This is a genomic window from Streptomyces beihaiensis (assembly GCF_026274175.1).
In the GTDB taxonomy this organism is placed as follows: Bacteria; Actinomycetota; Actinomycetes; order Streptomycetales; family Streptomycetaceae; genus Streptomyces; species Streptomyces beihaiensis.
The window spans coordinates 1-12422 of sequence record NZ_JAPHNL010000092.1 but is presented as its reverse complement, the minus strand read 5'-3'; the positions used below and the strand labels follow the sequence as shown (position 1 = coordinate 12422).

At 70.0% G+C, this 12422-nt stretch carries 12 protein-coding genes and 1 tRNA gene; 3 read left to right on the top strand and 10 right to left on the bottom strand.

All coding sequences use genetic code 11. The annotated features are described in order from the left end of the window. From OFY01_RS10825 to OFY01_RS10815, 3 genes are all read right to left on the bottom strand, one after another. On the bottom strand, positions 1–534 hold a 534-nt coding region (locus OFY01_RS10825; RefSeq protein WP_266598687.1), incomplete at its 3' end, for a tetratricopeptide repeat protein. 239 nt (positions 535–773) lie between these two features. Beyond that, positions 774–847: transfer RNA gene (locus tag OFY01_RS10820), tRNA-Met, on the bottom strand. Positions 848–894: 47 nt separating this feature from the next. Next, positions 895–3822, bottom strand: a complete 2928-nt coding sequence (locus OFY01_RS10815; RefSeq protein WP_266598689.1) for a UPF0182 family membrane protein — start codon at positions 3820–3822, stop codon at positions 895–897. A gap of 133 nt (positions 3823–3955) precedes the next feature. Here OFY01_RS10815 and OFY01_RS10810 point away from each other — a divergent pair, with 133 nt between their 5' ends. Then, positions 3956–4504: a PPA1309 family protein gene (locus OFY01_RS10810; protein ID WP_266598685.1), complete on the top strand. Its 549-nt coding sequence runs from the start codon at positions 3956–3958 to the stop codon at positions 4502–4504. A 108-nt stretch (positions 4505–4612) separates the two neighbouring features. Here OFY01_RS10810 and OFY01_RS10805 read toward each other — a convergent pair whose 3' ends face one another. From OFY01_RS10805 to OFY01_RS10790, 4 genes are all read right to left on the bottom strand, one after another. Then, positions 4613–5698, bottom strand: a complete 1086-nt coding sequence (locus tag OFY01_RS10805) for a YlbL family protein (RefSeq protein WP_266598683.1) — start codon at positions 5696–5698, stop codon at positions 4613–4615. Between the two features lie 80 nt (positions 5699–5778). Continuing rightward, on the bottom strand, positions 5779–5943 hold the full coding sequence (locus OFY01_RS10800) for a hypothetical protein (RefSeq protein WP_266598682.1): 165 nt from the start codon (positions 5941–5943) through the stop codon (positions 5779–5781). Positions 5944–6075: 132 nt separating this feature from the next. After that, positions 6076–6540 (bottom strand): molybdenum cofactor biosynthesis protein MoaE, encoded by a 465-nt coding sequence (locus OFY01_RS10795; protein WP_266598681.1) that lies wholly within the window; start codon positions 6538–6540, stop codon positions 6076–6078. Positions 6541–6736: 196 nt separating this feature from the next. Beyond that, positions 6737–7849, bottom strand: coding sequence for an SDR family oxidoreductase (locus OFY01_RS10790; RefSeq protein ID WP_266598679.1), 1113 nt, complete (start codon positions 7847–7849; stop codon positions 6737–6739). Between the two features lie 192 nt (positions 7850–8041). Between OFY01_RS10790 and OFY01_RS10785 the strand changes: the two genes are divergently transcribed. After that, complete coding sequence (locus OFY01_RS10785) at positions 8042–9499, top strand: zinc-dependent metalloprotease (RefSeq protein WP_266598677.1); 1458 nt, start codon at positions 8042–8044, stop codon at positions 9497–9499. Beyond that, the gene (locus OFY01_RS10780; protein WP_266598675.1) at positions 9496–10020 is read left to right on the top strand and encodes an NUDIX hydrolase; all 525 of its coding nucleotides are present in this window, start codon (positions 9496–9498) and stop codon (positions 10018–10020) included. Before OFY01_RS10785 ends, OFY01_RS10780 begins: the two co-directional genes overlap by 4 nt. A 139-nt stretch (positions 10021–10159) precedes the next feature. Here OFY01_RS10780 and OFY01_RS10775 read toward each other — a convergent pair whose 3' ends face one another. The 3 genes from OFY01_RS10775 to OFY01_RS10765 form a co-directional block, all read right to left on the bottom strand. Next, entirely contained in the window at positions 10160–10915 is a 756-nt protein-coding gene (locus OFY01_RS10775) for an AIM24 family protein (RefSeq protein WP_266598671.1), read from the bottom strand. Between the two features lie 17 nt (positions 10916–10932). Then, positions 10933–11613, bottom strand: a complete 681-nt coding sequence (locus tag OFY01_RS10770; protein WP_266598669.1) for an AIM24 family protein — start codon at positions 11611–11613, stop codon at positions 10933–10935. Positions 11614–11624: 11 nt separating this feature from the next. Next, a partial coding sequence (locus tag OFY01_RS10765) for an AIM24 family protein (protein ID WP_266598667.1) occupies positions 11625–12422 on the bottom strand: 798 nt, incomplete at its 5' end.

The window sequence follows — 12422 nt, the reverse complement described above, 5'->3', positions numbered from 1 at the left end:
GCGGTAGGCGGCCTCGCGGTGCCCGCGCTCGGCGGCGGCGCGCATCCACCGCTCGGCGCCCACGTCGCCGCGGTGCTCCAGGAGATCGGCGAGGGCGTACGCGCCCAGGGTGTGGCCCTGTTCGGCGGACTGGCGCAGCCAGTACTCGGCCGCGGGTTCGTCGCCGCGCTCGCGGTGGTGGCGGCCGAGCGCGTGCGCCGCGGCGGCGGAGCCGGCGACGGCGGCGATGCGCCACCATCCGGCGGCCTCGTCGGCGTAACCGCGCTGGTGGAGCAGGACGCCCAGGTTGTTGGCGGCGGCGCGGTCGCCGGTGGACGTGGCCTTGCGCAGCAGCGGCTCGGCTCCGTCGAGGTCACCGCGGCGCAGCAGCATGGCGCCGAGGACGCTCATCGCCTCGACATCCCCGGCCTCCGCGGCCAGTCGCCGGCGTGCTTCTTCCACAGCCTGTCCGGCTTCGCCGGGTTCGTCCCGGCCGGTCGGCTGCACAAACCGCCCTGTCTCCAACAGAGTTGCCTTGTCCCCCATAACGTCCATCGTCGCACCACCTGCAACCTGGGTACACCTGGTATACCGCAGCCAGTGAGGTCACTTCAGCGTTTTGTCGACATGCCCACAGAGAGATAAGTGAAACACAGAATCCCCAACTCCCCCCGGGAGGAGCACGCTTCGCACGTACTTGGTACAGAGTTCGCACATGCCAGCGGCCCGTGACCTCCCGGTCACCGACGCACCGAAGGCCCGGAAGCCGTAGCCTCCGAGCCTTCGATCATCAGTAGCGGGGACAGGATTTGAACCTGCGACCTCTGGGTTATGAGCCCAGCGAGCTACCGAGCTGCTCCACCCCGCGCCGTTGTGTCCAAACCGTACCACGGCGCGGGGGCGCGGCCTGACCGGTCAGCCGCCGGAGCCCGGCTTGTCGCCGGACTTGCCGCCGCTCTTGGCGCCGGTGTCGCCGTTCTTGCCGCCTCCGGTCGCCTTCTCCTGCGCCGACTGCGCCTTGTCCGCGCGCTGCAGGGCGTCCTTGAGGCGGTCCTGCGCCTCGCCGTACGCCTTCCAGTCCCCGTCCTTCATGGCCTGCTGGCCGTCGGAGAACGCCTTCTCCGCGTCCGCGAGCGCCGCCTTGACCGTGGGGTTCTCGGTCGGCTGCGTCGTGTTCCCGCCGGGTTTCTCCGGCTGGGACGGCGAGGAGCCGTTCACCCCGAAGGCCATGTTGAGCGCGTCGGTGAGCGAGTTCGCGAAACCGGTCCGCTTGTCGCCGTACGAGACCGCGACCTTGCGCAGCAACGGGTACTCGGCGTTACGCCCCTGGGCGTAGATCGGCTCCACGTAGAGGAAGCCCTTGTCGAGCGGGACCGTCAGCAGATTGCCGTACAGGACCGTCGAGTCGGCGCCCTTCATGTCGCGGACCCATTTCGCCACGTCGTTGGAGGAGTTGAGCTTGTTCTGCACCTGCTCGGGCCCCTGGACGTTGTCCTCGCTGACTCTCAGGAGCCTTATCGTCCCGTAGTCCTTGCTGGTGGCGTCCGCGTCGACCGCCATGAACGCGCGCAGGTTGGGCCGCCCGCTCGGCGTGAACGTCGTCGTCAGCGAGAACTGCTGGCCGCTCTGGCCCGGCATCTTGAGGGACAGGTAGTACGGCGGGACCGCGCTGTTGTCCTTCTTGGTCGGGTCGTTGGGGACCTGCCAGGCGTCGGACGCGTTGTAGAACTGGCCCGGGTTGGTCACGTGGTAGAGGCTCAGCAGTTCACGCTGGACCTTGAACATGTCCTGCGGGTAGCGCAGGTGCTCCTTGAGGTCCTGCGGGATGGCGCTCTTGGGTTCGACCGTGCCGGGGAACGCCTTCTTCCAGGTCTTGAGGACCGGGTCGTTCTCGTCCCAGGTGTAGAGCTTGACCTGTCCCGTGTACGCGTCGACGGTCGCCTTCACCGAGTTGCGGATGTAGTTGACCTGGTTCTGCTGCGCCATCACGGCCCGCTGGCTGTCGCCCTGGTTGAGCGAGTCGGCGGTGGTGTCTCCGAGGGTGGTGCGGGAGGCGTACGGGTACCCGTTCGACGTCGTGTAGGCGTCGACCACCCACTTGATCTTGCCGTCGACGATGGTCGGGTACGGGTCGCCGTCGATGGTCAGCCAGGGCGCGACGGCCTCGACGCGCTCCTTGGGCGTGCGGTTGTACAGGATGCGCGACCCGTCGCCGATGGCGCCCGAGTAGAGGATCTGCGGCTGGCTGAAGGCCACCGCGTAGGCCGCGCGGTTGATCGGGTTCGAGAGGTTGACCCCGCTCTTGCCCTGGTAGCTGGTCTTCTTCTGCGTGCCGTCGTCCTGCTCGTAGTCCAGCTCCTTCTGCGGGCCGCCGACGATCGAGTACTGCGTCGTCTTCTCGCCGTAGTAGATGCGCTGGTTGTACGCCCCGAGGCTGCCGCCGGTCGGCAGGCCCGACTCGGTGAACTTCGGGGCGCCCTCGGACGTCGCCGTGCCCTCCGCGGTCACCGCGCCGTAGCCGTGGGTGTAGACGAAGTGGTCGTTGATCCAGTTGCGCTTGTCGAGCTTGTTGAGGTTCAGCTCGCGCAGACCGATGATCGTGTCCTTGCCGTTGTACCGGTCGACGTCCAGGGTGCGCGGGAACTGGTAGTACTTCCGCTGCTGTTCGAGCTGCTGGAACGTCGGCGACACGATGTTGGGGTCGTTCATGCGGTAGCTGCCCGCGCTGTCGGCGTCGGCACGCTGCTTCTCGGCGTCGTCACTGGCGCTCTTGCCGCGGTAGTCGACGGCCTGCGTCTTGTCGATGCCGTAGGCCCTGCGGGTGGCCTCGATGTTCTTCGCGATGTACGGGGCTTCCTTGGCCTGCTCGTTCGGCTCCACCTGGAACTTCTGCACGATCGCCGGGTAGAGGCCACCGATGAGGATCGCGGAGAGGACCATCAGGCCGAAGCCGATGACGGGCAGCTGCCAGGTGCGCCGCCACAGTGTCGCGAAGAACAGCAGGGCGCAGATGACGGCGATGCAGAACAGGATCGTCTTGGCGGGCAGGTACGCGTTCGCGTCGACGTAGCGCAGGCCCGTCCAGTGGTCCGTCGCCTTGAAGTCGCTCGACTTCACCGCGAGGCCGTACCGGTCGAGCCAGTACGCGACCGCCTTGAGGGCCACGAAGATGCCGAGCAGGACCGACAGATGGCCGGTCGCCGCGCCCGTGGCGCGGGCGCCCGGACTGGTGATGCGCAGACCGCCGTACAGGTAGTGCGTCAGCGCGGCGGCGACCAGGCCGATGACGGTGGCCGCGAAGCCGAAGCCGAGCAGGAAGCGGTACCAGGGCAGGTCGAACGCGTAGAACGACACGTCCATGTGGAACTGCGGGTCGGTCTGGTGGAACGGCACTCCGTTGACGAACTCCAGCCAGGTGCGCCACTGGCTGGCGGCCGACGCGCCGGCGATCAGGCCCACCAGCGCGGTGATGCCGATCAGCAGCCACTTCTTGAACGGGGCGATGCCCATCCGGTAGCGGTCGAGGCTCTGCTGCTCCATCGACATGGCGCTCAACGGCGGGCGCATGCGGTGCGCCAGCCACACGTTCACCCCCACGGCGAGCGCCATGAGCAGGCCGAAGACGAAGAACAGGCCGATCTTCGTCCAGAGCGTCGTCGTGAACACGGACGAGTACTTGACCGAGCGGTACCAGAGCCAGTCCGTCCAGAACCCGGCAAACATGACAAAAGCCATGCCGAGCACGGCCAGGACGCCAAGCGTCAACAGCAGCGTCCGTGCCCGCCGGGAGGGTCGTCCCACTCTCATCCGCGGCCCCGTCGGGCCCCCGCCGCGGTCCGGCATCTGGAAAGCCAAGGTGCGCACCTCGAAGTTCGCTCATCGATCGGTAGGGCCCGCGAGATCGCGGACCCATCTCCTATGCAACTTACTGACGCTTTACTCAGTTCCCGGATTCGGCCAGGAAAGAGGCAGGATTGTGACCATGTCCAACACTCCCATGGCAGCGAGCCCCCTGACTCGGGCCGTCCTCGAGATCGACGAGTACGCCTCCGGCCTCGGCTGGGACCAGCCCGCCCGCCTCTTCGCCCTGGTCGACACCGCAGCACTGCGCGCCCAGGAACCCTCCCTCGCCGACCAGCTCGGTCTCGACGGCGAGCAGGAGACCTCCGGTCTCACACCCGTCGAGCAGGACGAGATCCCGGCCGGCAAGGCCCTGGACGAGTTCCTCGGCACGATCGCGTGGCCCGACGCCGTCGTGGGCTGCGCCCTGACGGTGGAGCGGCTGATGCTGCCGCCGTCGGCGGAGGCGTCCGTCCCCGAGGGGCTGAGCGACGCGAAGCTCGCCGCGTGGGTCGCCGAGCATCCGGACCGCCAGGAGGTCCGGATGACGGTCGGCGTGCTGCGCGACGGCAGCCGCGACTCGGCTCTGCGGCTGCGCGAGAAGGACGCCACGACGGAGGTGCTCACGGGCGCCGACCTGGTTCCCGGTCTGGCCGAGGCGCTGGCGGCCACGTTCGCGGAGTGACACGCGGCGGGGCCTGACGTCCGCCGGGTGACAGGCGGTTCAGTCAGCTCTCGGCCAGGGCTCGACCTTGGTGCGGCTCGGCCTGGTTCGGCTCGACCTCGGTGCGGCTCAGCTCTTGCCGCAGGTGGGCAGAGCGCTGGTGTCACCGCTGCGGATGTCCTTGAGGGCGGCCAGGGCGTCGTCGATGGTGCCCACCTTGACCAAGGTGAGCCCGTCGGGGGTGCCCTTGGCCGCCTCGGCGCAGTTCTCCTTGGGCGTCAGGAAGTACTGTGCGCCCTTTCTGCGCGCGCCGATGGTCTTCATGCCGATCCCGCCGATGGGACCGACCTTGCCGTTGTCGTCGATGGTGCCGGTGCCGGCCACGAACTTGCCGCCGGTCAGATCGGTCGCGGTGAGCTTGTCGACGATGCCGAGGGAGAACATCAGGCCCGCGCTGGGCCCGCCGACGTCCGCGAGCTTGATGTCGATCTTGAACGGGAACGTGTGGTCGGTGCCGGCCTGGATGCCGACGATCGCCCGGCCGTCCTCGGCCTTCTTCGTCGTCATCGTCACGTTCTCGGTGCGAGTGGGCTGCCTGTGCTCCTTCTCGGCGGCGTCCGCCTCCTTGACGGGCACGACGGTGAAGGTGACCCGCTCCCCGGGCTTGTGCTTGGTGACGAGCTTGGCCACGTCGTCCGGCTGGGTGACCTTGGTGCCGTCGACGGCCTTGATGACGTCCCCGGCGTGCAGCTTGCCCTGCGCCGCGCCGCCCTTGACGACCGTGGAGACGATCACCCAGGACTTGACGGGGATGCCGAGCTCGTCGAGGGCGGCGACCTTGGCGCTCTCCTGCGACTGGCTGAACTCCTCGGCGTTCTGCTGCGAGGACTCCTGCTCGGTCTGGCCGTCCGGGTAGAGCGTGTTGTGCGGCACCACGACGTTGTCGTGCGCCAGCCACCCGTAGACCGCCGACACCAGGTTCAGGTTGAAGTCGGCGCTGGTGACACGGACCGTGGTCATGTTGAGGTGACCGGACGTGTCGTACGTCTTGTGGTCGGGGATCTGGATCACCGGCTCGCCGTCGTGGTCAGCGAGGGTGTTCACCGTCGGTCCCGGGGACATCTCCGAGTAGGGCACCTTGATGAGCACCCCCGCGCAGAGCAGCGCGATCAGGATCAGGGTCGAGGCGAGCATCGTCGCGGTGCGGCGTGGCATGAAACGACAGTACGGGACACACCTGTGGGCGCACCCCCGGGGCCGGGCCGTACGGGGAGCCGCCCCGCGCGGGGCCGCCGTCAGGTTCCGGAGTGCTGCTTCTCCATGGCCTCGCGGAAGCGGGCGTAGCCGCTCAGCTCGTTCACATCGCCCGTCTTGTGGCGGTTACGTCCGGCCCAGGTGCCCCACAGGCCGCCACCGACCGCGGCGGCCACCGGAATCAGCAGCCACAGGAGCGCTGCCATGCCGACCTCCGACCCCAGAACCATCACAACTGACTGATCAGCAGATTAACCGTTTTGCACGGTCAACGCTCGCCCCGGGCGACCGGTTACGCAACCGGGGCCGCGAAAACCAACACGCCCCGGCCCACGCCTCTAACAGGCCCCGACCCACTCCTCGGTGCCGTCGGAGAACTTCTGGTGCTTCCAGATGGGCACCTCGTGCTTGAGGTCGTCGATGAGCTTGCGGCACGCCTCGAAGGCCGCGCCGCGGTGCGGGCACGACACGGCGACGACGACCGCGAGGTCACCGACCGCCAGGTCACCGATCCGGTGGACGGCCGCCAGCGCGCGAACCGGGAACTCGGCCGCGATCTTCTCGGCGATGCGGCGCATCTCCGCCTCGGCGGTCGGATGACACGAATAGCCGAGCGCGTCCACGTCGGCGCCGCCGTCATGGTTGCGCACCGTGCCCACGAAGAGCGCGGTGCCGCCCGTGGCGTCGTCGCCCACGGCCCGGAAGACCTCGTCGACGGAGAGCGGCGTCTCGCGGATCGCGAGCAGCCGGATCGGGTCCTGCGCCGCCTGCTCACCGGGGTGATCGTTCGTGGTGCGTGCCATGGATTCATCGTGCCGCACACCGCCGACAACGGGAAATGGCGTTTTCGAACGCACGCGCGCGCGGCGCTTTGGAGGCTCACACAGGCCCCTGCGGACACGGGCCCGAGCGCGGGTCGGGCCTTGTCGGTCGGGCCCGCGGCGGGTCGGGCGCGGTCGGTCGGGCGGCCGGGCGCACCGCAGGCGGCTGGCGTGGCGGTCAGATGCGCCGCCGGGCCTTGCGTACCCGCCGTACGACGGCCGCCGTGCCCAGCAGCGCCACAGTCGCCCCCGCCGCGCCCGCGGCCGTGGCGTCCTTGCGCCCGAGCCGCCGCCCGGCCACCGTGTGCCGCCCCGCGACCTCCTGGAGCAGTTCCGCGAGGACTTCCTCGTTGGTCCACTCGGGGCGCCAGCCGGCGTCGTGCAGGCGGCTGCCGCTGACGACCCAGGGGTACATCGTGTAGGCCAGGTCGCCCGCGGGCGACGGGGTCAGGCCGATGCGGTGCAGTCGCGCGGCGGCGCCGAGCGCCACGGCCGACGGCAGTTCCATGCGCCGGATCCCGCTGAGCTCCTCGACCTCCTCCTGCTCGAGCCATCCGTCGCAGCCGACCGCGAGCTCGCCGTCGACCTTCTCCAGGACGGCGTACTCCAGGGCGCTGCACAGGTCCTCCACATGGCAGAACTGCCAGGCGGGCCGGGACCCGGCCACGACCAGGAGACGCGGCGACTCGAAGTAACGCGTCAGGGCCGTGTCGGTGCCGCCCACCAGCACGGCGGGCCGCACCACGGTGACATTGAGGCCGGGGTGCGCGCGGGGCGCGCGCCGGGCGAGCCGCTCGATCTCCAGCAGGTCGCCGACGCCGGTCGCCTCCGCCGTGGCCCTCAGTTCCGCGTCCTCCGCCAGGGGGAGCTCGTTCTCGGCGAGCGCGCCGTAGACCATGGTCGACGTGCACAGGACGACCCGGTGCACACCGGCGGCCGCCGCGGCCGTCAGCACGGTCTGCGTACCTCGTACGTTGTACGCGGTACGGGCCGCCGGGTCGGACTCCAGGTCGAGGTCGAGCGCCAGGTGGACGACGACGTCCGCGCCGCGCAGCTTCTCGGCGATGGCGGGGTCCCGTACGTCCAGGACGTGCCAGGTCGCGGAGGCGCACTCGCCGCGCCGCTCGTCGATGGCGAGCACCTGCTTGATCGCCTCGGAGGCGGCGAGCCGCTCGGTCAGGAGGGCTCCCACGCCGGACGCGGCGCCGGTGACGGCCACGACGGGCCCGCGCGGGGCCCGGCTGGTCGAGGGGTTTCGCGCTGCGCGAACCTGCGGATCTGTGGAACTCACCCGGTGTCTCCAGCGGTTGTCTTCAGTACGTACGTGTATGACGCGTGCGTACCAGGAGGCATCCATCCTGCCGCAGGCAGCGCGTCGGCGGAGCACCGAGGCCCGATCCGGTCATGGTGTCTACGCTGGACGTGTAGTCGGGCAGTCGCCGCCGGGCGAAGAAACCGGCGGCCTTACCAGCCGAGGATTCCCGTGAGTGACACCCCATTCGGTTTCGGCCTTCCGCCGGAGGAGCCGGACGACGGCGACGAGGGCAAGAAGAAGGACCAGCAGGGCGGTGGCGGTCAGGGACCGGCCAACCCCCTCGGCTTCGGGTTCCCGGGCCTGCCCGGCGCGGGCGGACCGGGCGGTTCCGACGCCGACAACCCGTTCGCGGCCATGTTCGGTTCCATGAACCCGACCGACCTGGGAGCGGCGTTCCAGCAGCTGGGCCAGATGCTCTCGCACGAGGGCGGCCCGGTGAACTGGGAGATGGCCAAGGACATCGCCCGGCAGACGGTCGCCCAGGGCACGCAGGGCGGTGTGAAGGACCGCAGCGTCGGCCCGGCCGAGCGCGGCGCGGTCGAGGAGGCCGTGCGCCTGGCCGACCTGTGGCTGGACGACGCCACGTCGCTGCCGTCGGGCGCCGGTTCCGCGGTGGCCTGGAGCCGCGCCGAGTGGGTCGAGGCGACCCTCCCGGTGTGGCAGGAGCTGGTCGACCCGGTGGCCGAGCGCGTCGGCATCGCCATGGGCGACGTGCTGCCGGAGGAGATGCAGGCCATGGCGGGCCCGCTGCTCGGCATGATGCGTTCCATGGGCGGCGCCATGTTCGGCTCGCAGATCGGGCAGGCCCTCGGTGTGCTGGCCGGCGAGGTCGTCGGGTCCACGGACATCGGCCTGCCGCTGGCCCCCGCGGGCAAGGCGGCGCTGCTGCCGCTCAACATCGAGACGTTCGGCAAGGACCTCGGCGTCCCCCAGGAGGAGGTCCGCCTCTACCTGGCCCTGCGCGAGGCCGCCCACCAGCGGCTCTTCTCGCACGTGCCGTGGCTGCGCTCGCACCTGTTCGGCGCTGTCGACGGGTACGCGCGCGGGATCAAGGTCGACACCACGAAGCTGGAGGACGTGGTCGGCCAGTTCGACCCGCAGAACCCGGAGCAGATCCAGGAAGCCCTCCAGCAGGGCATGTTCCAGCCCGAGGACACGCCCGAGCAGAAGGCCGCCCTGGCGCGCCTGGAGACGGCTCTGGCGCTCGTCGAGGGCTGGGTCGACGCCGTGGTCCACGCGGCGGCCAAGCCCCGCCTGTCGTCCGCCGACGCGCTGCGCGAGACGCTGCGCCGCCGCCGTGCGACCGGCGGCCCCGCGGAGCAGACGTTCGCGACGCTGATCGGCCTCGAACTGCGTCCGCGCCGCCTGCGGGACGCCTCGCGGCTGTGGGCCTCGCTCACGGACGCGCGCGGAGTGGACGGCCGTGACGGCCTGTGGGCGCACCCGGACATGCTGCCGACGGCGTCCGACCTGGACGACCCGGACGGTTTCGTCCACCGTGAGCAGCCCGACTTCTCGGAGCTGGACAAGATGCTCGGCGAAGCGGCAGGCCGCTCCGGCGAGAAGCCGAACCTGAAGAAGGACGCACCCGAGACCGACACCGACGAGGACGACGACACCGAGTGAGCCTGTACGACGACGCGGTCCTGGTGCTCAAGAGTTATCAGGACCAGCCTGAGCTTCGCCGGGCCTACCTGGACCACCTGTCCCAGCACGGCGAGGCCGCCATGGCCAAGCCGTGCACGGCGGGGCATCTGACGGCCAGCGCCCTGGTGATCGACCCCGCGCGCGGGCGGGTGCTGCTCACGCTCCACAAGAAGCTTCGGATGTGGCTTCAGATGGGCGGGCACTGCGAGCCGGGCGACGCCACGCTGAGGGCGGCGGCGCTGCGGGAGGCGACGGAGGAGTCGGGTATCGCGGGCCTGACGCTCCTGGACGGCGGCCCGGTCCGTCTGGACCGGCACCCGATCCCGGGCCCGTGCACCGAGCACCTGGACGTCCAGTACGCGGCGCTCGCCCCGGCGGACGCCACGGAGACGATCAGCGACGAGTCGCTCGACCTGCGCTGGTTCCCGTACGACGAGGTGGCGGCGGTGGCGGACACCTCGGTGGTCCGCCTGGTGGAGGCGGCTCGCTTGCGCCTGTAGACGGTGCGCACGCGCGTGCGGACGCACGGGCCGACGCACGGGCCTGCGGACTTGTGGACTGGTGGACCGGTGGACTGGTGGACTTGCAGGGGGCGGGCGCCTGGGGCCCGCCCCTTACAAGTCCTGCCCCGCCGGAACATCAGCTCCAGACGTTGCCCTGGTTCTGGCCCCGGGCGCCGTGCCGGCCCATCCCGTACTGCGCGGCGAGACCCTCACCGATGTCGGCGTACTGCGGTGGCAGCAGCTCGCTGGGCTGGACGAGCGCGTAGCCCTGGCCCATGAAGCTGAGCTCCCAGCCTTCGCCGGTGCTGCCCCGGCGCCGCCAGACGCCCGAGGAATGCGTCTGGGCCTGCATCTGGACCCGTAGACCGGTCGACCAGGCGACGACGGCGTCCGCGTCGGCGTTGACGTAACGGTCCGGGGTCACATGGAGCAGCAGCGGCTGACCGGACGTCATCAGGGCGACCTTGCCGTGCCCGGTGACGTTGAGCTGGTACTTGCCCGAGCCGGAAATGCCGAACTGACTGTCCACGGCGATCACTTCATGGTGCAGCGTCGAGTCCATGGCGAGGACATAGGCGCTGTCGACGGTCAGTCCCTCCTGCTCCACATCCACCACGTGGATGTGCTGGGCGAGGTTCGCGAGGTACACGGTGCCCTGCCCGTGGCAGCGCATCAGATCGAGGCCCTCGCCGGTGCGCGCGTGTGCACGGTGCTGCCCGGCCGTCCGGATCTCGCCGTCGAACTCGACGAGCCCCTGGTAGGCGACCATCGCGCCCTTGCGGGCGAGGATGTCGTCGTGGCCTTGCAGCGTCACCCGCAGCATCTGCGGGTTCTGCACCGTGTAGCGCTCCTGGCTCTGCTGCTCGGTGTGCGCGAAAAGCGGGCTCTGCATGGTGTGTTCGTTCCCCCTCAGCCCCGGACTCGGAGGCGGTCGGTGCTGTCCTCACTGGGCTGTACGACGACGATTCCCTCACCGGAGAAGCCCATCTGGTAGGCCTCTCCGCTGCCGCGACCGATGAGCGAACCGGCCCTGAAGCTGCGCTTGCCCTTCACCTTGAGGTTGGGCGACCAGGCGATGAGCGCGTCGGGGTCCACGTACGTCTCGTCCTCGCCGCGGCCGCAGTCGACGACGATGGGAGTGCCGCGTGTGGTCAGCGCGACGTGTCCCTGGCCACCGACCTTGATGTTCCACAGGCCCTGTCCGGCGAACTTGGCGAGGCCCTTGACGCGTTCGACGCCCCACTGGAGGTGTGCGTCGAACGCGAGCAGGTTGGTGCCGTTGACGGAGAGGGAGTCGCCGGCGAGGTTGATGACGACGACGTCCGCGCCGTAGTCGGCGAGGTAGAGAAGGCCGTCGCCGGAGCACTTCATGAGGGGAGCGCCCTCCCCGGTGATCCAGTCCCTGGCGATCTGCCGGACGGCGGGCGGGTTCGGCTCGTACTGGACGAACCCCTCGTAGGCGATCATCGAGCCCACGCGCGCGTAGAGGTCGTTCCCGGTCTGCATGGCGACCTTCAGGATGTTGCTGCCGTGGTTCTCCATGCGTGCGCGGACCGGTGTCGGGGCGAAGCCCGCGATCGGCTGGTTCATGACGGGCTCCTTCAGACCTCGTAGGGCTGGACGACGACGAAGTTGCCGGGTGCGCCCCGGAACTGGAGGTTCACGCTCTCCCCGCTGTGTCCGGGGAAGGCGTTGCGGCGCATCCGCACCTGGCTGGAGACGATCGCCTGGGCCGCAGCCGACCAGGCCACGACGGCGTGGCAGTCGGCGAACGTCGTGGGCGTCACCGGCAGCACGACGGGCGTGCCGTGTGTCTTGACGACGACGGTTCCGGTGCCCTGGAACTGCAGCACGAACAGCGCGCCACCGGGGATGCCGTGCCCCTCGATCCTGCGCACCTCGTGGTGGAGGCTCTCGTCGAAGGCGAGGACGTTCTCCGCGGAGACGCAGATCGCGTCGCCCTGGAGCTCGATCGGGTGCAGGTAGGTGGCGTTCTCGGCGAGAAAGACCTGGCCCTGGCCGGTGCAGCGCATGAGCTGCATCTCCTGGCCGGTGACGTTGCCGACGACACGGCCCGCGAATCCGGCGCCCTTGTAGCCGAATTCGACCTTGCCCTGGTAGAGCACCATGCTGCCCTGTCGGGCGAGCACGGGCTGCTCGCCGCCCGCGCCGAGATCGACGCGGACCAGCTTCTTGTTCTGCAAGGTCCACCGCTGCCCGGTGGGGGCCTCGCGGAACTTCTCCAGCGCGGCGGCCACACCGGGCGCGGCGGCCTGCTGCGGGACTCCTTGAGGCGTTCCGTACGGGGAGGCGGGGGCGGGGGACTGCGGCGGCTGACCGTAGCCGGGCGGCGCGACGGGGGGCTGCTGCTGCCCGTAGCCGGGCGGCGGGGGCGCGCT